26 protein-coding genes are annotated in these 23,708 nt (G+C 39.5%); 13 read left to right on the top strand and 13 right to left on the bottom strand.

Annotated features, from left to right (window positions below; all coding sequences use genetic code 11):
* Nucleotides 1-23: 23 nt before the first annotated feature.
* On the bottom strand, nt 24-773 hold the full coding sequence (locus D3P12_RS13165) for a TrmH family RNA methyltransferase (protein ID WP_118196229.1): 750 nt from the start codon (nt 771-773) through the stop codon (nt 24-26).
* Between D3P12_RS13165 and tamL the strand changes: the two genes are divergently transcribed.
* Nucleotides 764-3,115, top strand: a complete 2,352-nt coding sequence (gene tamL, locus D3P12_RS13160; RefSeq protein ID WP_205941107.1) for a translocation and assembly module lipoprotein TamL — start codon at nt 764-766, stop codon at nt 3,113-3,115. The two genes, D3P12_RS13165 and tamL, sit on opposite strands and share 10 nt — an antisense overlap.
* 13 nt (nt 3,116-3,128) lie before the next feature.
* Here the strand turns inward: tamL and D3P12_RS13155 are convergent, their stop codons facing one another.
* Complete coding sequence (locus D3P12_RS13155) at nt 3,129-3,674, bottom strand: hypothetical protein (protein WP_118196227.1); 546 nt, start codon at nt 3,672-3,674, stop codon at nt 3,129-3,131.
* A gap of 109 nt (nt 3,675-3,783) precedes the next feature.
* Nucleotides 3,784-4,395 (bottom strand): porin family protein, encoded by a 612-nt coding sequence (locus D3P12_RS13150; protein ID WP_118196226.1) that lies wholly within the window; start codon nt 4,393-4,395, stop codon nt 3,784-3,786.
* Between the two features lie 224 nt (nt 4,396-4,619).
* On the opposite strand from D3P12_RS13150, the gene D3P12_RS13145 reads away from it, so the two are divergent.
* From D3P12_RS13145 to D3P12_RS13130, 4 genes are all read left to right on the top strand, one after another.
* The gene (locus D3P12_RS13145) at nt 4,620-4,820 is read left to right on the top strand and encodes a YwbE family protein (RefSeq protein WP_118196224.1); all 201 of its coding nucleotides are present in this window, start codon (nt 4,620-4,622) and stop codon (nt 4,818-4,820) included.
* 143 nt (nt 4,821-4,963) lie between these two features.
* A complete protein-coding gene (locus tag D3P12_RS13140) occupies nt 4,964-6,364 on the top strand; it encodes an alkaline phosphatase (protein WP_118196222.1) in 1,401 nt (466 codons plus the stop codon).
* A 115-nt stretch (nt 6,365-6,479) separates the two neighbouring features.
* The gene (locus D3P12_RS13135; protein WP_118196220.1) at nt 6,480-7,790 is read left to right on the top strand and encodes a Gfo/Idh/MocA family protein; all 1,311 of its coding nucleotides are present in this window, start codon (nt 6,480-6,482) and stop codon (nt 7,788-7,790) included.
* An 18-nt stretch (nt 7,791-7,808) separates the two neighbouring features.
* Nucleotides 7,809-8,558 carry a 3-keto-disaccharide hydrolase gene (locus D3P12_RS13130; protein WP_118196218.1) on the top strand — a complete coding sequence of 250 codons (750 nt, stop codon included), beginning with the start codon at nt 7,809-7,811 and terminating at the stop codon, nt 8,556-8,558.
* A 35-nt stretch (nt 8,559-8,593) separates the two neighbouring features.
* Here the strand turns inward: D3P12_RS13130 and D3P12_RS13125 are convergent, their stop codons facing one another.
* The 3 genes from D3P12_RS13125 to D3P12_RS13115 form a co-directional block, all read right to left on the bottom strand.
* A complete protein-coding gene (locus tag D3P12_RS13125) occupies nt 8,594-9,013 on the bottom strand; it encodes a c-type cytochrome (protein WP_118196216.1) in 420 nt (139 codons plus the stop codon).
* An 87-nt stretch (nt 9,014-9,100) separates the two neighbouring features.
* On the bottom strand, nt 9,101-9,730 hold the full coding sequence (locus D3P12_RS13120) for a response regulator (protein ID WP_165438741.1): 630 nt from the start codon (nt 9,728-9,730) through the stop codon (nt 9,101-9,103).
* Entirely contained in the window at nt 9,727-11,622 is a 1,896-nt protein-coding gene (locus tag D3P12_RS13115; RefSeq protein ID WP_157970350.1) for a tetratricopeptide repeat-containing sensor histidine kinase, read from the bottom strand. The genes D3P12_RS13120 and D3P12_RS13115 overlap by 4 nt, the downstream gene beginning before the upstream one ends.
* Nucleotides 11,623-11,905: 283 nt before the next feature.
* Here D3P12_RS13115 and D3P12_RS13110 point away from each other — a divergent pair, with 283 nt between their 5' ends.
* A complete protein-coding gene (locus D3P12_RS13110) occupies nt 11,906-12,382 on the top strand; it encodes a hypothetical protein (RefSeq protein WP_118196210.1) in 477 nt (158 codons plus the stop codon).
* 76 nt (nt 12,383-12,458) lie between these two features.
* On the opposite strand, the gene D3P12_RS13105 is transcribed toward D3P12_RS13110, so the two are convergent.
* A complete protein-coding gene (locus tag D3P12_RS13105; protein WP_118196208.1) occupies nt 12,459-13,601 on the bottom strand; it encodes a putative sensor domain DACNV-containing protein in 1,143 nt (380 codons plus the stop codon).
* Between the two features lie 89 nt (nt 13,602-13,690).
* Here D3P12_RS13105 and D3P12_RS13100 point away from each other — a divergent pair, with 89 nt between their 5' ends.
* Nucleotides 13,691-14,623: a D-2-hydroxyacid dehydrogenase gene (locus D3P12_RS13100; protein WP_118196206.1), complete on the top strand. Its 933-nt coding sequence runs from the start codon at nt 13,691-13,693 to the stop codon at nt 14,621-14,623.
* A gap of 23 nt (nt 14,624-14,646) precedes the next feature.
* On the opposite strand, the gene D3P12_RS13095 is transcribed toward D3P12_RS13100, so the two are convergent.
* From D3P12_RS13095 to D3P12_RS13085, 3 genes are all read right to left on the bottom strand, one after another.
* Nucleotides 14,647-14,979 carry a YegP family protein gene (locus D3P12_RS13095; protein WP_118196204.1) on the bottom strand — a complete coding sequence of 111 codons (333 nt, stop codon included), beginning with the start codon at nt 14,977-14,979 and terminating at the stop codon, nt 14,647-14,649.
* A gap of 344 nt (nt 14,980-15,323) precedes the next feature.
* Nucleotides 15,324-16,844 (bottom strand): sulfatase, encoded by a 1,521-nt coding sequence (locus D3P12_RS13090; protein WP_118196202.1) that lies wholly within the window; start codon nt 16,842-16,844, stop codon nt 15,324-15,326.
* Between the two features lie 95 nt (nt 16,845-16,939).
* The gene (locus D3P12_RS13085; protein ID WP_118196200.1) at nt 16,940-17,380 is read right to left on the bottom strand and encodes a lipocalin family protein; all 441 of its coding nucleotides are present in this window, start codon (nt 17,378-17,380) and stop codon (nt 16,940-16,942) included.
* A 398-nt stretch (nt 17,381-17,778) separates the two neighbouring features.
* Here D3P12_RS13085 and D3P12_RS13080 point away from each other — a divergent pair, with 398 nt between their 5' ends.
* Together D3P12_RS13080 and D3P12_RS13075 are read left to right on the top strand one after the other, a co-directional pair.
* Nucleotides 17,779-18,300: a putative collagen-binding domain-containing protein gene (locus D3P12_RS13080; RefSeq protein WP_118196198.1), complete on the top strand. Its 522-nt coding sequence runs from the start codon at nt 17,779-17,781 to the stop codon at nt 18,298-18,300.
* 3 nt (nt 18,301-18,303) lie between these two features.
* A complete protein-coding gene (locus tag D3P12_RS13075) occupies nt 18,304-18,468 on the top strand; it encodes a TfoX/Sxy family protein (protein ID WP_118196196.1) in 165 nt (54 codons plus the stop codon).
* A gap of 31 nt (nt 18,469-18,499) precedes the next feature.
* Here the strand turns inward: D3P12_RS13075 and D3P12_RS13070 are convergent, their stop codons facing one another.
* A complete protein-coding gene (locus D3P12_RS13070) occupies nt 18,500-19,294 on the bottom strand; it encodes a DUF3667 domain-containing protein (RefSeq protein WP_157970349.1) in 795 nt (264 codons plus the stop codon).
* 203 nt (nt 19,295-19,497) lie between these two features.
* On the opposite strand from D3P12_RS13070, the gene D3P12_RS13065 reads away from it, so the two are divergent.
* The 4 genes from D3P12_RS13065 (at nt 19,498) to D3P12_RS13050 (ending at nt 22,694) form a co-directional block, all read left to right on the top strand.
* Nucleotides 19,498-21,117, top strand: coding sequence for a sulfatase family protein (locus D3P12_RS13065; protein WP_118196192.1), 1,620 nt, complete (start codon nt 19,498-19,500; stop codon nt 21,115-21,117).
* A 119-nt stretch (nt 21,118-21,236) separates the two neighbouring features.
* Nucleotides 21,237-21,440, top strand: coding sequence for a helix-turn-helix transcriptional regulator (locus D3P12_RS13060; RefSeq protein ID WP_118196190.1), 204 nt, complete (start codon nt 21,237-21,239; stop codon nt 21,438-21,440).
* Complete coding sequence (locus tag D3P12_RS13055; protein WP_118196188.1) at nt 21,440-21,775, top strand: HipA N-terminal domain-containing protein; 336 nt, start codon at nt 21,440-21,442, stop codon at nt 21,773-21,775. Before D3P12_RS13060 ends, D3P12_RS13055 begins: the two co-directional genes overlap by 1 nt.
* Nucleotides 21,768-22,694: a HipA domain-containing protein gene (locus D3P12_RS13050; protein WP_118196186.1), complete on the top strand. Its 927-nt coding sequence runs from the start codon at nt 21,768-21,770 to the stop codon at nt 22,692-22,694. Before D3P12_RS13055 ends, D3P12_RS13050 begins: the two co-directional genes overlap by 8 nt.
* Here D3P12_RS13050 and D3P12_RS13045 read toward each other — a convergent pair.
* Complete coding sequence (locus tag D3P12_RS13045; RefSeq protein ID WP_157970348.1) at nt 22,691-23,242, bottom strand: hypothetical protein; 552 nt, start codon at nt 23,240-23,242, stop codon at nt 22,691-22,693. The two genes, D3P12_RS13050 and D3P12_RS13045, sit on opposite strands and share 4 nt — an antisense overlap.
* Nucleotides 23,243-23,372: 130 nt before the next feature.
* Nucleotides 23,373-23,657: a hypothetical protein gene (locus tag D3P12_RS13040; protein ID WP_118196182.1), complete on the bottom strand. Its 285-nt coding sequence runs from the start codon at nt 23,655-23,657 to the stop codon at nt 23,373-23,375.
* Nucleotides 23,658-23,708 lie beyond the last annotated feature (51 nt).

Here is a 23,708-nt window from a genome sequence, read left to right as displayed (position 1 = left end):
AATAGTAAATTAATCCAGCAAGTCTAAGTTTTTTTTATTTTTCTGGATATTTCCGAACAAATAATGGCAGATGAAATCGCAACATTCAATGATTCTGCTTTGCCATTTCGTGGAATTGTGATTTTTTTCTGTATAAACCGTTCTATTTCCGAACGGATTCCATTCCCTTCATTCCCCAGTACAATTAATCCTCCTTGCTGAAAATCAGTTTCATAAATTGAGTTTCCGTCCAACGTAGCAGCATAAATTTTTACTTCCGTTTCTGTTAATAACGTCTTAAGATCACAATAAATGACTTTTACTCTCGCCAATGATCCCATGCTCGCCTGTACCACCTTCGGGCTGTAAGCATCGGTTGTATCGTCAGAACAAATCAACATATCCATTCCAAACCAATCGACTGTCCGGATAATGGTACCTAAATTGCCAGGATCTTGTATAAAGTCGAGCACAAAATAAAATTTGTCGGTAATTTTTGACGGTTCCAACTTGTGGTCTGGTATTTGAAATAAAGCTAACGCACCCTGAGGGTTTGTTAATGCGCTTATTTTCTTTAAATCTTGGGAAGAAACTTCTATTCCTTTTATTTTATCCAGAAAATTGAGCACTTTTGACGAAAGTTCAGGGAGATAGTATAAACTGTGTAAAGTATAATCTTCGTTAAAAAACTCCGTTATGGATTTAATACCCTCCACAATAAAGAGCTTGTGGCTTTTTCGGTATTTTTTTAATTGAAGTGACTTGATTAGACTTATTTGAGATTTTGAGAGCATTATCAACTTCGAAATTATTTTTTTTTACAATAATAGCGCTTTTCACGCTATTTGTTACATCTTGTCGATCAACGAAATTACTTGAAGACGATCAAAAACTGGTGACCAAAGTTAAATTGGAAGGAATTGAGCAGCGTTTTGAGGAGGCCGCCTCTGAATATGTACAAAAAGATATCCGTCCAAACTCACCCATCAATTTATTTATATACAATTTCGCAAATGGTCAGGACGGACATTATCGCACATCGAATATTCGGAACGTAGGGGAAGCCCCAAGTATTTTGGATAGCTCTTTGGTAGAAATATCACGAAGTCAGATAGAACGTTTTCTATTTACAAAGGGCTATTTCAACGCGAAAGTAAGCGACTCTGTTTCTATCAACAAGCAAAAAGCTCATATTGTATTTCAAGTTGATCAAGGAGATCCGTTTCATATCGAAAATTTTAAAACCGAGATTGCAGACAAACGTTTAGATTCGTTTTATCATAGATTCCGTGATACGGTGAAATTGTTGAGCCCTGGTATGCGTTATGATACAGACTCGTTGGTCATCGTACGTGAGCATCTCTACAATCTTGGAAGACGCATTGGTTACTATGATTTTTTACGTCAGTATATTCGTTTCGAGGTTGATTCTAATAAAGCCGGAAATTTTGTCGATTTAAAATTAATTATCGATAATCCAGAAAATAAAGCTAAACATACTATTTACCGGATTGACAGTAGTTTTGTTCAGATTTCCACCAGCGGTGATTCCACCATTGAGAACCCTTCACTCGATACCCTCAGGCGAGGAATGTATTATACGGATCACAGTAATAAATTCAGAGCCCAACCTATCAACCGATATATCTTTTTAAAGCGGGGCAATATTTATAATATTGACTATGAAAACTTAACGTATGACCGGCTTTATGAATTAAATGCTTTTAAAAGTGTAAAGGTCGATTACCGAAAATCTGATTCGACACTGCTTAATGCCTATTATGAATTAGTTCCATTAAAACGCATGGCTAATCGAGTTGAAGGTGAATATACGTTCAATTCTGGAAGAAGTGGATTCAATATAGGTAATACCTATACTAATCGTAACCTTTTCGGAGGAGCGGAACAGCTGGAATTGAAAGCTCAATTTGGAGTTTTATTTGATTCAGAGCTGGAGGGGCATCTGTTAGACCGTGTCTTTAATCGTGATCTCCAATTAGGTGCCACGCTGACAATACCTCGGTTGCTGGTACCGTTTAGGATTCCTATAATCGGCCGCAATGGGATGCCACGTACTATTTTCTCCAGTAATTGGCAAATTTTTGATCAAAAGAACACCTATTCCAACCGCTATTTTATTAACTCAGTCGGATATGCATGGAACGAAACCAAATATAAGTTACATCAAGTAACACCTATTTTGCTAGAATATCGAATTGGACGTTTGGCTCCTGATTTCAAAGAACAGCTTGACAGAGAAGGCTATCGGTTATATATTGAAACCAATGATCGAGCTTATTTCGGTTTGGGTAGTCAATATGCATATACATTTAATAATTTAAGGTTAAATACCCTAGATGACTTTATTTATTTTCGAGGAACACTCGATCTCAGCGGAAATACACTAAGTTTGTTGAGTTCAGTTGTCAATTTTGACAAGAACGAAAGCGGCGAGAAAACACTGTTTGGGGTTCCTTACCTTCAGTATACTAAAGTAGAGACCGATTTTCGCTTTTATAAACATTTAGGAGGTGAAAAGCAATTGGTTTTCCGGTTCAATCCGGGTATTGCGGTGCCTTACGGGAATAATCAAGATTTCCTGATTTTCGAAAAGAATTTCTATGGGGGTGGAATGAGTGGTATTCGTGCTTGGCAAGCCAGAACACTGGGTCCGGGAGGCTACAACCGCTCCGTTCTGCCAGATTCACTGCGACTAAATCTTCGCAACTTGGATCAATTAGGTGAGATAAAGATGGAGGCGAACGTGGAATATCGCTTTAAAATTCTCAATAACTTCTGGGGCGCTAAGCTCAAAGGAGCAACCTTTGTCGATGCCGGTAATATCTGGCGTTTACGTGATAATGGTGTTAATCCAAACGGGCAGTTTAAGTGGAATAGCTTTGTAGACCAAATCGCCATTGGCGGGGGGTTCGGTTTCCGTTTCGATTTAGATTATTTTGTTTTTCGGCTCGATATAGCAGCAAAAATCAGGGATCCCCAGTTTGAGGGCTCTGATCGGTGGGTAATAGGCGAACTGTTTGATAGTAAGGAGTTCAGAGATCGATACTATCAGACAAACTTTCCCGACAAATACAATTTTATCCAATACAACTTTGGAATCGGTATGCCGTTTTAATATCTAATTGAGTTTAGATCAAGTTCTGTATTCCATGTACAATGGTGTCAAAAAAGGTTGTCACGTCAAGCCCTTTTTTATAGTTGAAGTAGATTATTATCAGAAAGATGATGATAGCTGCAGTTAGAAATTTTCTGAACATCATTACAATTAGAACCAAAGCCAGTGGAACTAAAATAAGCCAAATCCAACTGATTTTGAATATATCTAAGCCGCTTTCAGTCTTGTTGATATAGAATAACTGTCCGTGTGAACCGTTTGTGTTGACATGCTTTATAAAAGCAAATGTTGAATTTTCCACCTCGTTATCTGTTGTGGCTACACCGTCTAAGAACTCTAAACCCGATGTAAATCCATTAACAGTAAATTGGAAGGTTCCGTTAACATACTCCAATGGATTTTCAAGCGAATCAGTAGCTATAATCGCCAGCTTACCATTTTTTATCAGCGTTTCTTTAACTATAAAATGGTTGATCTCATTTTTTTGAGCTTGGCTGGACAGGGGAAGTAAAATTACGACCAACATCAACCACAGCGGTTTATAAATGGATTGAAGCATATTAATCAAAGTTCTTATTCTTATGCGTGTTCTAAATATTTATAAAACAAAATTACAAAAAAAGGCCGTTTCGAAAGAAACAGCCTTTTTCAATTGTTGATCTTAATCTTTATAATTCGTAACCGATCGAGAACGAAAGCACCCGGTTGTTTTGTTTAACATCCGAGCTGTTATCAGGCATAATGTCAGCAAGACCTAAACCGTAACCAGCCCCCAGAGTTAAACCATTTCCAAGACGATATCCACCCAAGAAGTTAACACCAAAGTCAGTTCCCTTTTGAGTTCCGTCTTTACCAAATTCAAACTCATCGCTTATTTCAACATCACCGCTTTCAATTTTGTTTTCACCTGAAATACCAAATGCGGCATAAGGACCAGCACCTAGGAAGAAGTTACCGCCGCCCATTGTGGGGAATTTAGCAACTGCATTTACTGGAATTTCAATCCACATGGTGTTTTGTTTCCAGCTTCCCAAGTCATTTTCCAATTTAGCCCCTTTACCTTGTAAAGACACTCCTGGTTGGATCGAGAACATTTGGTTAATCGGTGCGTCCAAGTAACCTGTTACGTGGAAATTCGTTGTACTTTTCGTTTCAAAGTCACTGTTGCTGAAATTATAGTTGGGTAAATTCACCCCCGCTTTAAATCCATATCCTAGTTCCTGAGCAAATGCTCCAAATCCAAATAGCACTGCAACTGCAGATAAGAATAATTTTTTCATAGTTTCTATTTTTTTGTTATTTAAAACACCAAGCTCTTTGCAAGTGTCACGCCAAAAAATGCATTAAAATTATAACATGCTGATAGCTAGTGTTATAATTTTTTGTAGAAAATAATTCAAAGTGTACTTAAACGTATACAAAGCGTGGAAAATATCCGATATTTTTTTATATTTTTGGTATCCCAGCTTAATTGATATAGGTATTATAATCAAACAGAAAGATCATGAACGGACAAAACAGAAAGAATATTCACCCAGGGCTAGCAGTTGCTATTATCCGAAAGGAAGATCAGCGAAGTGGAAAACAGACACAGGGCAGAGTAAAAGATATCTTAACTTCGGCACCCAAACATTCTCGGGGAATCAAAGTGCGCTTAGAAGATGGCCAAATTGGACGTGTAGCAGCTATATTGACCGAAGAATAATGTGAATAAACCTGCATTTCACATTTACATAATATTTAATTAATAGCATATTCATCCCAAAAGACAATCTTTGTGGATATGTTAAATGTGCTGTGGCTTCACGCATGCCGCAGTCTATAAATTCTTAAATATTTAATTGGATTATGAAAAGAAGAGCCTTTTTTAAGAAGGGATCCATGATTGCTGCAGGTGCTAGTTTAATCTCACCTCTAGATTTATTAGCCGGAAGCCAGAAGCAACTTCCAACGTTGCCTCATCAAGGTAAACGAGCGAAGAATATTATCTTCATGGTAAGCGATGGAATGAGTACCGGAACACTCACGTTAGCCGACCTGATGCTTCAACGAAAAGAGGGCCGCCAATCCACCTGGATGTCTCTTTACAATAAGGGAACAGCAACACGAGCGTTAATGGACACCGCTTCTGCCAATGCATTAGTTACCGATTCTGCTGCCGGGAGCTCTTCTTGGGGCGGAGGCGTTCGTGTTAATAACGGTGCTTTAAATGTTAATCCAGATGGGTCTTTCAATAAGCCTATATTGCAAAAGTTTAAAGAAGCTGGTAAATCAGTTGGATGCGTCACCAGCGTACCCATTACACATGCTACTCCTGCTGGCTTTTGTGTCAATGTCGCTAGTCGAGGTGATCAATCAATCATAGCCGAAGAGTACCTGAAGCTTGAGTTTGATGTGATGATGGGTGCGGGGTCGGAGTTTTTCAGCGCAGAAGACCGTAAAGATCGGGTTGATCTTTTTCGGAAGTTTTCACAAAAAGGATATTCAGTAGTAAAAAATAAAAAAGAGCTTCAGAGCCTTTCATCTTCGGATACGAAACCAATTTTAGGGGTTTTTCATAAAGACGGTTTGCCATATGTAGTAGATGTTCAATCAAGTACTGAACTTCAGAACCGGATTCCAACCTTGGCGGAAATGACTAAAATAGCTATTAACCGCTTGAAGCAAAATAATAAAGGTTTTGTTATGCAAATAGAGGGTGGGGCAGTCGACTGGGCGGCTCACTCCAATGATGCAGCTGCATTGATTTATGAGCAAATCGCTTTTGATGAAGCGATTAAAGAAGCAATTGATTTTGCAGAAAAAGATGGTGAAACGTTGGTTATTATTACTACCGACCATGGTAATGCTAATCCGGGACTATTCTCAAGTGATAAGAAATTTGAGTTATTGCAAACAGTTAAACAGAGTAATAACTGGATTCTCAATCAATTGGATGCGTCTTTTAATAGATCGAAACTGATTGATTTAGTCAATGCAGCTCAAGGCTTCACATTGAGTCAGGATGAAGCGCAGCAAATATTGAGATATTATCAAGGTTCAGAGTCTAAAGGAGTTCCAGTTGATGTTTTTGCAAGGATAGCTTCAAAATATACGGGTGTTGCATTCGGGTCAACCGGACATTCTTCAGATTTTGTGGAGTTAACCATGTATGGCCCGGGAGCAGAACAACTTCCTCAGTTTGTAAAGAATACCGATCTACATAATTTTATGCTTGATGCAGCTGCAGTAAAAGCAGTGAGGGTCTAAAAATTACCGTCAGGCACGAATTATTGTCAGGTAAGTTTGATACTTTACCAAGAATCGTTTATCTTAAAGGCGAATTTATTAGCCACGTTAACGTAAACATAAATTGTGACATAACATGCATGACAACAAGAAGAACCTTTTTATTAATTCTAGCAGAAGATCCTTTCTCAAGAACTCAGGCTTAGTCCTTTTAGCAAGTTCGTTAGCTAGTCCTTTAGCGGCTTCATCTGTATTTGCTGGACAAAAATCTATAATCAAGGTTGGATTAATTGGTTGTGGAGGTCGAGGCACGGGTGCCGCAGCTCAAGCGATGAAGGCTGACCCAAATGTCGAGCTCACGGCCATGGGTGATGTATTCCCTGATAGGTTAGAAGGAGCCTATTCATCTTTGGAAAAAATAAATCCGAAGCAACTTAAAGTTGATAAGAAAAATAGGTTTATAGGCTTTGACGCTTATCAGAAGGTTATTGATTCAGGAGTTGATGTCGTTTTGTTGACAGCTCCTCCGGGTTTTAGACCGTTACATCTGGAAGCAGCTGTCGAAGCCGGGAAGCATATTTTTTGCGAGAAACCGGTTGCCGTCGATGCACCGGGGGTAAGAAAAGTGATTGAACTATCGAAGAAAGCAAAAGAGAAAAATTTATCGCTGGTATCTGGTTTCTGTTTTCGCTATGACAACCCCAACCGAGCAACATTCACAAAAGTATTAGAAGGTGATGTGGGGGGTATTAAAGCTATTACAACATTCCGTAACGGAGGTGAAGTTTGGTATTTCCCTCGTGAAGAGGATTGGACGGAGATGACTTACCAAATGAGAAATTGGTATTACTATAACTGGCTATCCGGTGATTTCATTGTGGAGCAGGCTGTTCATAGTTTAGATATGATGTCATGGGCCATGGGAGACGTCATGCCAGTGAGCGCAATGGGTACTGGAGGTCGTCAAGTTCGTGTTGATCCCCAATATGGTAACATCTATGATCATTTTGCCGTCGAGTTTGAATATAAAGATGGAGCAAAAGGCTATCACTTTACAAGACAGCAAGCGGGTACAACCAATCGGAACAGTGTCGACGTAATGGGAACAGCAGGAAATGCTATCGTTAATATCGGAAGTCAATATGAAATTAAAGGTCAGAAACCCTGGAAGTTTTCTGGTCAGAAAAATAACATGTATCAGACTCAGCACGATGAGCTTTTCGCTTCCATTCGTAGCGGGAGGCCTATTCATGACGGAGACTACATGGCCAACAGCACACTCTTAGCTATCTGGGGTCGCATGGTTGCTTATACCGGTCAGCGTATTACTTTTGAAGAAGCACTGAATTCGCCTAAATCATTAGGACCTGATGTCGCTAGCTATACATGGGATCTGAAGATTGATATGCCCCCTATTGCGGTTCCCGGAGTAACGAAAATAAGTTAGTTTATAAGCTTCTAAATTATGAAATCTTACATTTTAGGTATTACAGCACTTTTTTTGCTATGCTTCGCTCATCGCGTACCTGCACAAGATAAAGGTATTCAGTTTGGAACGGAGATCGATTATTACGATTTGATTTCGGGGAAAACCGATGCAGGAAAAACAATTCAATGGATTGATGTAAATACCACTCCAGAAACTTGGCGGATCGAAGACGACCTTCTTGTATGTGAGGGTTTGCCAATAGGCGTTATGCGGTCAACAAACCACTATGAAAATTTCATTATCCACGTTGAATGGCGCCATATGGAAGCCGGCGGTAACTCGGGGATGTTTGTATGGAGTGATGCCAAACCTGGTGATAATCGCTTGCCTGGTGGAGTCGAAGTTCAGATGCTGGAACTTGATTGGGTCAATCAAAATATCCGCGATGGAGTAAAACCTCCAATAGCTTATGTACATGGCGAATTATTTGGCGTCGGTGGTGTAAAAACTATTCCTGACAACCCTCGGGGTGAGCGGAGCAAATCCATTGAAAACAGAGCAAAAGGGAAAGGAGAGTGGAATACGTATGAAGTGATTTGTATTGATGGTACAATTAAATTGTCAGTCAACGGCAAGTTTGTCAATGGTATAAGCAAATCAACAATTAAAAAAGGTTATTTATGCCTTGAATCAGAGGGTGCAGAAATACACTTCCGCAATCTCAAAGTAATTAAATTGCCACCAGGAGTAACCTCAGCTGAGCAGATTGCCGCAGAAATAAATTAATACATACCAACTCTGATGTAGAGTTCTGTAGCGCTTTATTTCTGAATAGCAATTGTTTCGGGACTAACTTTTCCGTTATGGCAGGTCATGCAGGAAATATTAGCCATTATGCCCTCTTCATCAACACGGTGAAAATATTTCTTGTTTATTTTCGCCGTCATTTTCATCATTTTTCTCGCAATTTCCTTTTCTATTTTATCGTCGCTTGCAAAGTCTAGTTTAGAAGCATCATCCTTGCGTGGCGCATGACAATGGCCACATTTCACACCCAATGCAACTTTAAATCCGTCCATTACGTCATCAAGTTCTTCTTTGCTGATGTCCTTAGGTAAAACTTTTAAATTTTTAGCTCGGTACTCTTGCGTAGCGGGTTGACCTTCTTTTGGCATAAAAGCGCTTAAGCCGATCCCCAAAGAAATAATAGCAAGAAGGGTTAAGGTTTTCTTGTATGTCATGGTAATGTAATTTTTATCCAATATATAAAAAAGAACTCACATTCCATCCGATGAAAGAAAATTTTGATCAACAATAATATGATTGATTTAAATTATTCCCATTTCTTTTGCTTTTTGCACCAGGTTGATGGTTTTACTGACATCGAACTTCCGGAGAAGGTTTTTTCGGTGACTATCAACAGTTAAGGAGCTGATAAACATTTTCTCAGCGATCATTGGAGAGCTTAAACCTGCATCCAGATATTGAAGTACCTCTTTTTCACGCTTTGTTATCGGCGGAATTTCCAGTAACTCCTTTTTAGTCAAGGAATTCAATGTTTTCTGCGCTTCTTTACCGAAATAAACCCCTCCGTCGTAAATATGACGTATTGCTTGTTCCACAACCTGTACCGACTCACTTTTGACCAGGTAGCCCGAGGCGCCATTGTTCAACATCCTGACGATGACGCTTCGCTCGTTAAAATTGCTCAAACCCAAGATCTTGATGTCCGGATACATTTTTTTTACCTGTACACAAAGGTCGATACCATTATCGTCGGGTAAGTTAACATCTAGCAAAAGGACGTCAGCAATATCATCGCTCAATATGCTCATCAATTCGCCTCCACTCTTAGCTGTGGCAACCACCTCCATATCACTTTTTTGCACAATAAAGCTATGGATCCCCTCGGTTATAAGAGGGTGGTCATCACAGATAATGATTCTTATCTTTTTCATATATGACATTCTATGCTTATGATCGTACCCTTACCCAGTTGCGAATCGATATTCATTTTACCTTCGAGGTAGGCCACTCTCATTTCTATGTTGTTTAACCCCATATTGCGTTTTGTCTTTTCGACATCAAAACCCTTACCATTGTCTTCTACATCAATCAGAAGCAAATTGCCTTCTAATGTGCATTGTAATAATATTTGGCTAGCATCGGCATGTCTGATAGCGTTGTTTACCAATTCAAGCATCACGTGGTAAAGAATCAACTGTACGTTTTTATCTGTTATAGGAGAAAGATCGTTGCAGTAGAAGCTGATTTGAACATCGTCCGTGTTCAACGATTGGCAGAAATCTTTCAGCGCATCTTCCAATCCATATTTTAGCAGGTTTTCAGGTATCAGGTTTCGTGCTGTACGTCGTAATTCCGTTAGAGTCATGTCTAATTGCTCCACCGTCTTTGTCAGATCTTCATCTTCCGTCATTCGGGCCTTCGTGTCCAATTTCATCTTAATTCCCGTTATCATACCTCCAAGTCCGTCGTGGAGATCACGCGCCAAGCGTAAACGTTCTTGTTCTTCTCCATCCATTAATGCTCTGGCAACCTCAATTTCTCTCTGTTGTTCTAAAGAAAGCATCTGCTGTTGATTCCGTCGTTTACGCAGTTTTAACGCATAAAAGAAAATACAACTAAGTAGGATAATAAACACTGCGCTACCCCATAGAAACATAGACTCGATCCGTCTTTTGTTTTGCAGCGTCAGGATTTCCTTTTCTTGTTCCGATGTTCGGTATCTAGCTTCCATACTGGCGATTTGCGCACGCACATTTTCTGCGTGGAGGGTGTCGCTCAGTAAGCGATATTCATCAAGTAGCTCATAAGCCCGCTGGTGATCTCCTAATTCCGCCTCAACCTCAGCGAGTTCCACCAAAAAAGCGAGTCTGTTTTTCCGGAGTGCGTCGTATTTATTATTTCCTAATATGCTTTCTAATTGCGCTTTAGCAGCCTGATAATTTCCTTGCAGCTTATATACTTGGTATTTTTCATATTGTAAGGTAAGCAAATCATAGTCTGCTTTTAATCTATTAGCATGCTCAATTCCACGCTCGATACTTTCAAGCGATAAGGCCGGCTCATTATTTAGTCGATGATACATCGATTTGACCGTATAATAGAAAGCAAAGATTTTAGATTCCGGAAACACTTCTAGCAATTCATAAGCATTGTCCAATGATTTATTCGCACCATTCAGATCTTGTTGATAGACCTGTGACTGTGCCATATTAATATAAGCACGAGGAAGGTTTTCTCCATCATTCTTTTCTTTGCTCAACACTTCAATCGCCTGATTGTAGTAGTCGATCGACTTCTCATAAGATTTATGGTTATAGAAGATCATCCCAACGTCAGATAAATAACCGGACAAAATCACATTATTGCCCGATCTTTCGGCATAAGGAATACAATACTTAAGAGTAATATCTAGAAAAGAGCGATCGTTCCCCCTAAACTGGTCGAGCGTCGCGTAGTTATGCCACAATCTCGCCTTATACCCATAAGCCTCCGGCGTATGGAAGCTCTCGAGCCGTTTTGCGCTTTCCATATACAGTTGCTGGGAACGGTCAATATCATAGTCAAAATAAACTCCACCTTCATAAAATAGCGAAACAGCTTCTAGGTAGTCATTTCCGTCCGCAAGAGCTTTGCCTTTATCTAAAAACTCCAATGCTTTTGTACTATCTCTGTAAGACCAATAGTCTGATATTTCAAATAATAGCAACACTTTTTCTGTAATCGACTTTTCTTTCGTAACCCTGTTCATCAGACTATCAATCCGCTGGGCTGAAACAGGCAGACAAGCAAAAAGCAGAAGAATATGGACGAGGAATCTTGTCAAGGTTCAGTTTGTTTATATCAGTAAATTTAGAAACGTTTTTCGATAGCTCAATATATTTGGAAGGCTAATCCTAAAAATACCTAAAAAGGGGGAGGTGAGTTTCCTTAAATGAGAGGATTGTAAGAGGGTATTACGGCAATTATCTTTGTAATAATAATTTTGTGATTATGTCAAGAACATCTTCCGAATTAAGAACTTTTTAATCATATTTGTATAGCTAACTAGCCTGAATTTCAGGCAATAATTAAATTTAAATTCATATTATATTACAAAAACCCAGACCATGAAAAAACTAAAAATTTCACATTTAGTCGCTGTCTTCTTCTGTTCAGCAATTTTGATGTTTTCGTCCAATGCTAAGGCTCAGTATAGAACCGGAGCTGGTTTATTAATTGATTTTGGCGATGGAGCTACCTTAGTGGGGCCTCACATTAAGCACTTCTTCTCAGCGAATAACGCTGTTGAAGGTGCCGTCCTTTTCAATAATAATTTTACTTCTATTCAGGCTCTTTATCAATATCACCAAGGCATTTCTGGTGCTGAGGGGCTCCAGTGGTATTTAGGTGCGGGTCCTGCGTTTTCCTTTGCCAACTCAAATTCTGACATATCGCTTGTAGGAACATTGGGTTTAGATTACAAAATTACGAATGCACCATTAGCACTTTCATTTGATTGGCGCCCAAGAATGGAGTTCTATGACGGTGGTAGTGATTTCTTGCCCGGTCGCTTTGGTCTTGGCTTCCGATTTGTATTTAAATAATACAATCAAAGTATTGCAAAGTTCTCGTTTGCTGGAAGGGTTTTCTTTTCGTCCCTTTCAGCGGATGGGGGCTTTGTTACATTAACAGCATGTCTATTCGGTGAGCGTGTACAATCTCAAGTTCGTCAGACCATGCGAAGACTGTAAAAAAGCCATCCTGCGAGGCCACCATCGCTAATGCGTCGCGTTGATCGTAGGCAAATTGTGCAGCGGCAAGGTGCCGTGTTCCTCCCACTTCTGCAATACCTCGTAATTTTCTCTCCCTTCCGGCCGTCGGTTCGGAATATAAAATTTGCTTTACAGGCTTTCGTCCATCCACTCGGGTCACTTTCGTCCCGAACGCCAGTAAACGATGATCTCTCGTAACAACAGTTGCACCGTCAACAGCCGTAAAGCCTGCAATTGAATCGATCGATCGGCGCAATTGTGCTTTATACGTTTCTTCTGATCGTTTTTTACTATTTTTCCCCATACCGTTAGGTACAATAGAATAGGCTGGGTCAAACTGATATCGGATAGGCTGTACGATAGACTTTAACCAGTTGTCCTCTTGGTTTGGCACAACCAGCATCAAGGCGCCGCGCCCGTGCCTGCGCATCGCTAAGGCAAGCTCAACCAAAATATTAGCGTCTTCACCTTGTTCTGGCGATACCGGAAAGCCCAACAGAGCACTTAAGATATCGAGACGATCATTAAAGAGTCCCCATTGGTTTTCGTCTACTAATTTTATCTGATTACCACGTAACATGGCGATATTGATAAACTTGGCCCCAATATCATTGTTCTTTTGTTTCACAACTAGCAAACCTGCCTCAATAACCTCCAGTACAAAGCAAGATGTTGGTACCTTATGGGTTGTTCCCCAGATAATAAGCCGATCCTCGTCTCTCCAAATACCCAGATGGACTCCCGGTAAAATAACAGCAGGTGATAGTTTAACCAAATTGTGAGGTGTCAGTCGCTGCGGCTCGTTGAACACAAGGTTATTTTCACCAGCTGCAGGCGGTAGAAATGCCATGGATATTTTCGGTACGTAACCTTCCTCGTGACGTAGGCTGGCCCAAAAGGCTGCATCTATAAGCCCTTCGATTACATATTGATCTGGTGCCAAAGGGTTCTTTTTGGTTTTCTTCGCTGAAGAGGGAAATTGCTGTTCGAAATGTTCTCGCAAAGTAGAGGAAACCATTTTAGCTGCCAGGTAGGTAGGTTCAGATATCATAGAACCAAAATACGAAAAAGTTCTTTCTTTATGCTATCTTTAAGACCCATCGTTCAGGGTGCAAACAAATAATTAGAAAAGCAATAGTCATGAAAGTCTTTATATACAGCTCCTTTAATGAGAAGTTTTATAATGAATTTAAAAATGAAAAATTAACAACAATACAGTTTGTCTTTAGAGACAAGATGCGCAACGATCAAGCTCGCCTTGCATTCGAGGAATGCGATGTTCTTATGGGTAACCCACCACCTGAATGGTTTGAGAATATTCCCCCGAAGCTCAAGTTTTGGCAAATTGACTCGGCTGGTTTTAATCAATATAAAGGGCTGAAGTTACCTTTCCCAGTTGCTAATATGGGCGACTTATTCGCTCAAGCGTGTGCTGAAACCATGTTGGCTGGAATATTAGCCTATTATAGAGGAATGGATAAACTGATAAAGCTTCAACAGAAGAAAAAGTGGGAAGGGTTACAGTTAAGAAGAACACTCCATTGTCTTGGCGATAAAAAGGTTTTGATATTAGGTAGTGGAACTATCGGGTTAGCTATCCGGAAAATGTTAAAAGGTTTTGGGGCGGAAGTGAAGCTAAGTGCAAGGACAAGCCCAATAGCTGATATCCATGACTTTTCAGATGTATTGAAAGTGTTAAGCGATACTGACCTGGTTATAAATACGCTTCCCGGTACCGCTGAACAATATGTTTCAAAAGAGTTTTTTGAATCTATGAAAAAGGGGAGTGTTTACGCAAATGTGGGTAGAGGTAATACAACGAATGAGGGGGAACTCATCAAGAACCTACAGTCGAAGAAATTAGGCGGCGCTATTATCGATGTCACAAACCAAGAGCCATTGCCCAAGGATAATCCACTATGGGATATGGAAAACGTGATCCTTACACAGCATACCGGTGGCGGAAGCATTGACGAGGATCAGGGAAAAATAGGTCGTTTTCTTAGGAATTTAGATCGTTTTATGAATAAAAAACCCATAGAAGACCTTGTTGACCTCACTATGGGTTATTAAATTCTTATGCTTTTTGGGTAAACCTATTTCTCAATTTCTACAATGGCCGCTTCTGGTGCATTCTTCTTTACCGAAGCAATACCATTAGCTCTTCCCGAGGAAGATTGATACATTTCGCTTCCGCCAATGATCTGACCGTTAGTGGCTTTTAGATTAAAATAGTACTTGCCGTTAGATGAGGTTTTCTTGTCAAATTTGCTTTCATCCTGAGAGTTTTTTCTCACGGATTCAATGCCGTTGAGACAACTAGCCTTACTGCTGTAACCTTCACTAGTCAAAATTACCTGACCATTTGACGCTTTTAAGTTAAATTGGAACTCGCCGTTTTTTCTGGTTTTAATTTCAAATTTTCCCATAAAATTAGATTTTGATGTTTCGGTTTTAATCTAATTTACATATTTGGATTTAAAACCAATGAAAAATATTTCGAATTCCTTGTAATTTTTCATGTGTAGTCAGTTTGTAGTCGCTTATTCGGTATTTGTATATGTACTGCAATAATGCTTCTATTGACCGTGTACTTTTTTACATGCAATTTTACATTACTATAGGAAGCAACTACACCTGCGTATGAAGCTTATCTGAAAGCAATGATTCATGAAATGGATCACCAGAAGAAAGCAGAATATGCAGCACATTTCGCCAAAGAAAATGGTACCGGCGGAGTGGCTGATGATATTGAGTTTTAGAGCCGGTCATTTTAGAGTCGGTCAGGATATGGGATGCTTTCTCCGGAAGATGTATAAACCGGTAGCAAGGCATCCCATTTTCTTAACTGATCAGCGAGCATTTTGCTTAGCTTCTTGGTTTTAGCGTTCATCGTTGAAGCCAAATTATGCTGTTCTCCGATATCTTTTTTAAGGTTATAGAGTTCCAGTTTCCCGTGTTTTATGTCGTAAATCAGCTTGTAGTCACCCAGGCGAATAGCCGAAAAGTAATTAATCCCATGACCATCTGTTGGTACCCATTTATGAGGATAGTTCCAGATCAATGCACGTTCTTTCCAGCTGTTGTTCTCCCGTCCTTCCAAGACAGGTTTTAGACTCATACCGTCGATTTCCTGAACGAGATTACTTTCTTTCACCTGAGCGAAATCCAGAATCGTCGGAAATAAATCCTCTACGATAACCGGTTGCTCGCTTTGCGCCGGTTTGCCGTCTGTTTTTTTAATCAGAAGAGGAATCCGGATACCTCCTTCGTATAGCGAGCCTTTTCCGGCTTTTAAAGGACGGTTCTGTGTGTGTTCTTCGCCCGATCTTGGTGGCGCTAAGCTTAAGCCCCCATTGTCGCTCATGAAGATAATAACGGTATTGTCATAGATCCCTTCTTTTTTAAGAAAAGCCACGACATCACCTAAACTCTTGTCAAAGCCTTCTACCAGAGAAGAGTATGCCGCCTCGGTAGAATCCAGCCCCTGATCAAGGTACTTTTGTACAAAGCGGTCATCAGGCTGTATTGGTACATGAACCGCATAGTGAGATAGGTTTAAAAAGAAGGGCTCTTTTCGACGGATTGGTTCCTTGATCGACTGGATTGCCTTGAGAGTCAAAGCTTCCGTCAAGAACGTATCGGTTCCGTGAAATTCACTTAAATCAGGTACCGCCTGATAACTTGCTTTGTTGGGAATATTTCCATAGTTCTCCGTCCCATAATAGCTTTGAGGGTGTCCGGCCGCGTGTCCCGCAATATTAACTATAAAACCCAGATTAGTAGGGTTTGCGCCAGGAGTACCAGCTGCTCCCCAATGTGCTTTCCCGACATGAATGGTATAATAGCCGTTTTCTTTTAATACCTGAGGTAATGGTGTAGCATAGACCGTATGCGAAATGTTCGGTACCGGGCTTAGTCCATTAATGTTCCAATCTGGCGGGGTTAACATTTCATCGGCAGCGTCGGTTGGTTTATTTGCGGTGGGGTGCGTCCAGTTCGTTACCTTATGGTGTGCTGCGTTCATCCCCGTCAGTAAGCTGATCCGCGTCGGAGTGCAAACTGACGTAGAGTAAGCATTTGTAAATTTAGTTGACTCCCTAGCCAGTTTTTCAATAGTTGGCGTATGGAAACGTTCATTGATTGCCGTTTTTTCCTTGTAGAAAGGCTCGGACAAGTCCTGCCAGCCAAGATCATCCACCATAAAGACAATGATATTCGGTCTTGATTGATCTTGTGCATATAATGAGGCCGAAAGCATCAAAAAAACAAATAAAAGGAATCGAGTTTTCATATAAGCTAAATATATAAAAAATTCGATTCTTCGTCTTTCGACCAAGCCATTAATTATGCATTAATAGAAAGAAAGAAGCTTATTAGCCTATCTCTTTACTCCGGCATGGGCTCACCTTTTTTGCAGTGATATATCGTTGTTTCGTCGATTTCCTCGTCATTTGAAGTTACAGTAGCGGTAATACTTAACAACAGCTCACCGTCTACAGATTCAACTTCATAGACATATTTCTTACCTTCATGCTCCAGGATGATCTGATCCGAGTCGGGATAGTACACTCCGTTTTCGGTAGTGTAACCATTACAGATGAGAAACCTTCGATAAGTCACTGAGTTGTCTTCTTTGATCTGGAAATGACTTTCAGCTTTGCAATCTTCCCATAGTTCTTCGTGAACAGTTTCTCCGTCGATAACAATGCTTTCCTTGTGGATGTACCAATAGCCTTCAAGACTGGGTTTTGTGTTATCATCTTTACTACAAGATGAAATAGATGTCACTGCTAGTGCGACCAAAATAAAAAATAAGAGTTTTTTCATAGAAATTTTTGATATGCGGTTTTAATCAAGTCAACTCTAAAAACGTGCCGAAACTGGAAATCGTATATAAGCAATCATCGCTTATTGAAAATAAATTCTCAATTATAGTTTTAGTTAAATAAAAGATATGCAGTTAACATGAAATATACTCGTTTTTATATACAACGGATTTTATACTGAAGTCGATCGGATATTCATCGGATATAACTCGTGTTTACACGACTAAAGTCCGAACAATGTCCGAACAAAGTCCGACTAATGTCCGCATTATATAGTTCCATTTTCAGAACAATATTAGTACATTATTCAGACAGAATTGCTGTGAAAAATCGTTGAAAAAACTCCGGGGAATCCGGTAAGAAAACTTAACTTAGAAGAAAGTTGTGAAGCGCTTAAATATGAGATATTTTCTAGTTTTACTGTTTTCAGTCTGGATGGGACTCGTGCACGCACAGATCAAAGTTGATAAATCCCAAAAATTTCTTGTTGATACAAGAACGGGCGAAGCGTTCGTCTGGTTGGGTGACACCGCTTTGGAACTATTTCATAGAATGACTAGGGAAGATGTAATCTATTACCTAGATAAGAGGAAGGAGCAAGGGTATCATACCGGCGGGAGTGGAGAGAGTAGTTCATGCTATACAGCTTCAAATCCGCCAATATTTACTGGCGACACGTCTGTTCACTTGCCGCAAGTCAAGCCGGTTCGTGTTGATCTGGATCGACTAGCTGAAGGAAAAAAGAAGGTGCATTGGTTTAATCCGGCAACAGGAAAGTACACGCGAGTAAAAAATAAATCTACGAAGGGTGCACAGAGCTTTGTTCCACCATCGACCGATCAGCAAGACTGGGTTTTGGTGGTGAATGTGGGGGCGCTTCATCTTATCCAATCTCAGACAGATTACGTCATTAACCAATAATTTATGGCATATAGCAGCGAACTTGCAAATAGGGTAAGAGAGTATCTGTTAGCTATTCCCAAACTAAAAATCGAAGAAAAGAATATGTTTGGTGGACTGGCATTTATGATAAATGACAAAATGTGTATTAATGTAGGAGAAGATATGTTAATGTGCCGGTTTGATTGAGGAGTTTTCGATTAGTAAGCTGTTGGTAGTGCTATATAGTAAGGTTAGTTATCTGCCAAAGTCCGGCGACATGAAAACCAATAGAATAGACAAAATACAGGATAAGGTTCATTCCTGTTAGAATAAGGATCAGCTTCCATCTTTTATAGTAATCATTCATTAGGAACCCAAATACGCTACCATACATATATAGGAAAGTAGTCATGAAACAGATGTAAAAGACCAGTTTAGTTACTGAATAATCGTTGGAGGCGAACAATGCGCTTAGAAAACCAACCAAGTGTATCAAAACCCATATGACGTTCAGCTGTGCTGAAATATAGGTGTTTGCCAGAAAATGTTCCCAAAAATTATAAGGTCTGCGAATAAAAACCAACCACGTGACTAAACTGGCAAAAGGGATCATTAGAAATACGAAAACACTGAAATAATGTTCGAAAAAATTGTGACTTTCAGCTGCGAGGTGTGCAGGGGAGTTGTTTTGGATAAGCATCTCCTTTCCCCAATCTAGAAGATTCACCAGTAATGCGCTTATAGCCGTCATAATCATGACGTATGCAAAAGGTCTAAAATGCTTAGCCCGCTTACCGTCAATGTATGATTTAACCATCACTCCAGGCCGCGTAAAAAGCATTTTTAGGGTAAAGAAAAAGCCCGCATCGATATGGAAAACAGAGTGGGGGACATCGTGTACAAAGTAATGAAGGTCGATGCGTTGCTCTTTGGCGCTTTGTCCGCAATTTGGACAAAAATTACCTATAAAAGACTGATCACAATTCTTACAGTTTATCTGGCTCATCGGCAGTACTCTGGTTATCGTATTCAAACTTACTATTTTCAGATGGTTTTTTGATAATTCTTATTAATTAGGATAAAAGAAAATCATGAAATTAATGTTATCGATGAAGCTATTCAATTAGTTTTGAGTTACCTCGACTCAATTATATGTTTGATGATACGGATAACGGATATGTATATTGTATTTATGTAATAAAAACTTAGATTTGAGTAAATCTAAGTGCGCCTTTTATGAATCACTTGCTCAAAAACAGCTCATTTCTAAAATTAATAAAGAAATTGTTGGCCTTATGCTTAATTACCTCATTTTTCTTTCTTTCAGTTAAGGCACAAGACCAAGTAAAGCAACCTAATATTTTATTTTGTATTGCTGATGATGCTTCCTGGCAGCATATGAGTGCGTATAGTCAGGTAGACTGGGTGAGCACGCCCAATTTTGATCGGGTAGCAGAAGCGGGTTTACTGTTTACGAATGCTTACACACCAAATGCTAAATGTGCACCCTCTAGAGCCAGTATTCTAACCGGTCGTAATCCTTGGCAGCTAGAGGAAGCGGGAAATCATAACCCTTATTTTCCGACGAAGTTCACTACGATTATGGAGGCGCTAGGTCAACATGGATATCATGTCGGCTACACCGGGAAAGGCTGGGCACCGGGTGTTGCTGTTGATAAAAACGGAGAACCCAGATCGCTTACTGGTGCTCAGTATAGCGATATAAAAAAAGCTAATGCGCCGACGAAAAATATTTCAACGTTAGATTATGCCGCAAACTTTGCTGCTTTTCTTAATGATAAGTCTGAAAGTCAACCATTTATGTTTTGGTTTGGATCGTTTGAGCCTCATCGGGGATATGAGTATGGATCAGGTGTAGAAAAAGGAGGGAAGAAGCTAAGCGATATTGACAACGTTCCAGACTTTTGGATGGATAACGATACGGTTAGAAACGACATGCTTGATTACGCCTTGGAGGTGGAATATTTTGATAAGCAACTGGGTGAAGTACTTCAAGTATTGGAAGATGCGGGTGAACTTGAAAATACAATCATTGTAGTTACCTCTGACAATGGCATGCCTTTTCCTCGCGTCAAAGGTCATGTGTATGAATATGACAATCATCTTCCGCTGGCAATCATGTGGAAGGGGCAAATATCAAATCCGGGAAGGGTAATTAGTGAGTATGTCAGCTTTATTGACTTTGCACCTACGTTTTTGGATCTAGCCGGACTCAATGACAAATCAGCCAATATGCAAGCTGTGCAAGGGAAATCTTTACTGGATATATTGAAATCGCAAGACAATGATCATGTAAAGCCTTTACGTGATTTCGTGCTTCTTGGTAGGGAGCGGACAGACGTAGGGCGACCGCAAGATCGCGGCTATCCAGTTCGTGCCATTGTTAAGGATAACTTTATTTTTCACAAAAACTATGAACCTAATCGCTGGCCTTCGGGTAATCCTGAAACCGGCTATATGGAAACCGATGGCGGACCTACAAAGACAACCCTGCTGAATGCTAACCGGCACGGGCGACATCAAGATTTATGGCTCTTGTCTTTCGGAAAGAAACCCACAGAAGAGCTTTATCAGGTTGATGTTGACCCTTATAGCATGAATAACTTAGCTGATGATCCCAATTATGCTGAAATTAAAGACACCCTAAAATCTCAAATGGAAGCGGAATTGAAAGCACAGAAAGATCCACGTATGTTCGGAAAAGGTTCCGTGTTTGATAAATACCCATACTCGCGAACCGACCTAGCTAACTTTTATGAACGCTTTATGAAAGGGGAAAAAATGAAAACCAGCTGGATAGAAGATTCAGATTTTGAACCGGTTGAAAAGGAGTAGGGTGCATAAAGTCTTTTTATACCCAAAAAGGTATAAAAAGGTATAAAATATAGATATTATACCCGATTAGATATAGAAACTAAAAATTTTCTTATATTTATATCAGAAAAGGTATAGTTATGGATTCAATCAGACTATTTGTTAAACAAAAGCGTAAGGAGTTAAAGCTTACACAAGAGGATTTGGCGTTGAATGCTGGAGTAGGATTGCGTTTTGTACGTGATTTGGAACAAGGAAAAAGGACACTCCGTTTAGATAAAGTAAATGATGTTCTTGCCTTGTTTGGTAAGGAAGTAGGGGTTGTTGATAAAAGTAGAGAATAATGCTACGTCAAGCTAAAATATATTATCAAGATCAATTAGCAGGCTATCTTATTGAAGGTGATGGAGGATATGTGTTTAAATATGACGAACAATATTTAAAGTTAGATAATGCTAAGCCGATTAGTTTAACATTGCCAATTTCAGCGTATCCTTTCCATAGTAATGTGTTATTTCCTTTTTTTGACGGTTTAATTCCAGAAGGGTGGTTGTTGGAAATTGGGGAAAAGTATTGGAAATTGAATCCAAGAGATCGTTTCGAATTATTAATCAATTTGTGTAGAGATACAATAGGTGCTGTAGCTGTATATCCGATGGAGGCGGAGGACAATGCCTAATTGTTTGTTTTGCTATAAATTGGTTGAAACTGGTGAGTACCACCCATCTTGTTCTAAAAAGTTCTTTGATATAGCTGAAGTTCCATATCTAGAATTGGACCGTGAGAAATTGAATAAATTGGCTCAAATGGCTGTTGGTGAGCGATTGGCTTTGACAGGAGTTCAGCCCAAAATATCGTTAACCTTAAATGGGGAAAAAGGGAATAAACGATTAACCCTTGTAGGGCTTTGGGGAGATTATATCTTAAAACCTCAGTCTTCGGAATTTATGTATATGCCAGAGGTAGAGGACTTGACGATGCACCTTGCTGGGTTGTTTAAAATTGAGACCGCTAATCATGCGCTTATTCGTACTTCAGAAGGAGAACTGGCGTATATTACGAAAAGATTTGACCGTGTAAAAGGGAAAAAAGTTCACGTAGAAGATTTATGTCAATTGTCTGAGTTACTCACCGAACAGAAATACAAAAGTTCATATGAGCGAGTAGGGAAGATTATTAAGCAATATGCTACTAATTCTGGTTTAGATGTGATTAAATATTTTAGGTTGGTACTCTTCAGTTTTCTGACTGGAAATAATGATATGCATCTAAAGAATTTCTCTTTACTGCATACGGATAAAGGTATATTATTCACACCAGCTTATGATTTGCTGAATGTAAACCTAATCTATCCAAAAGATAAGGATGACTTGGCGCTGACTCTAGGTGGTCGTAAACGAAAGGTTAGACGATCTGATTTTGATCAATTCGCAATGAGTTTAGGCTTATCCGAGTTGGTGCGTGATAATATCTATAAAGATTTTTCAAAACAAACTGAGAACGTAGCGAACCTTATTGAAAGAAGTTTTTTAACTGAGGAATATAAAGAACGATATCTTCAAATCTTTAATAATAAGCTAAAGCGGATAGGAGCTTAATTTAATTTCTTGATATAAAAAATATCCTCTGCTCCGTAGCCAAAATAAAATGATTTAAAACGTATTTTTTGACCGGGAACCATAATTGCCTCGAAAGCAATCAAGTCAGATTTTGACATGTGATTATAATCCAGAATGTGAAACGTTTCTTTGTCACCAATTTTTCTGTCATAACCATCAAAGGGTGAAGGATTAACTTTGGTTAATTGAATAGTGACTACCATGTTAAAATCATTCGGCTCTTCTTCGAAATATGCTGCTCTAGCACCTTCCGTAGGGTCTTCTTTGGTGATATCGAGGATTATTCCTTCCAGAATCGGATGGTCGTATGAATTGATCACATCTCCGAAACTTCCGGCCGACAGTGCCGATTGACTTATTAGATCTTCTTTGAAAAATTCATCTTTTACATTACTGTCCGCCTCTAGCTTAGTTTCGTTTGAATGAGGCTCAACGGAGTCTTTATGTTCATCATTACGTTCAGTCTGACGGTTGGTGCAGGCTCCTAAAGAAAAAAGAACGAAGAAGAGTATCGATATAGATTTCATTTCAAAAAGCATTTTTTCAAAAAGTGCAAATTTTATTCCAGTGTTTATGTGATTGAGCTCGATGCTAAGTAGGAAGCACCGCATAAAAGGCAAAGATAAGGTGAACCTGCTTATCGTAGTCAGTTCCATTTCACTTACTTGAAATCGGGTCAAATATTGTTCTGAATGTTCGATGCTTCCACATTGAACCATTGCCAAATACTTTGCCAAGCTGTGCTTCGTAAAAGTTGTCGACCTTATTGACCGTATAAGACGACACACGCCCTAAACTAGGGTATAATGCCTTAACCCGACCATTAGGTACTTTCTTTGATTTGATCTTGCTTTCCTTTATATGCCTGTATACATAGTAATTTGTAACCCCCAGTAGCTTCGTATACTGATTAGGTGTTATATACCTATTTTCTTTTTTCATGTTTATCCCGACCAAGCCAAAGCAATAAAACTGTTAATCCTCTAAGGATGT

Origin of the sequence: Pedobacter indicus (assembly GCF_003449035.1) — a bacterium.
GTDB classification, from domain to species: domain Bacteria; phylum Bacteroidota; class Bacteroidia; order Sphingobacteriales; family Sphingobacteriaceae; genus Albibacterium; species Albibacterium indicum.
The sequence above is the reverse complement of the archived record's forward strand: the minus strand, read 5'-3'. Positions and strand labels throughout refer to the sequence as shown.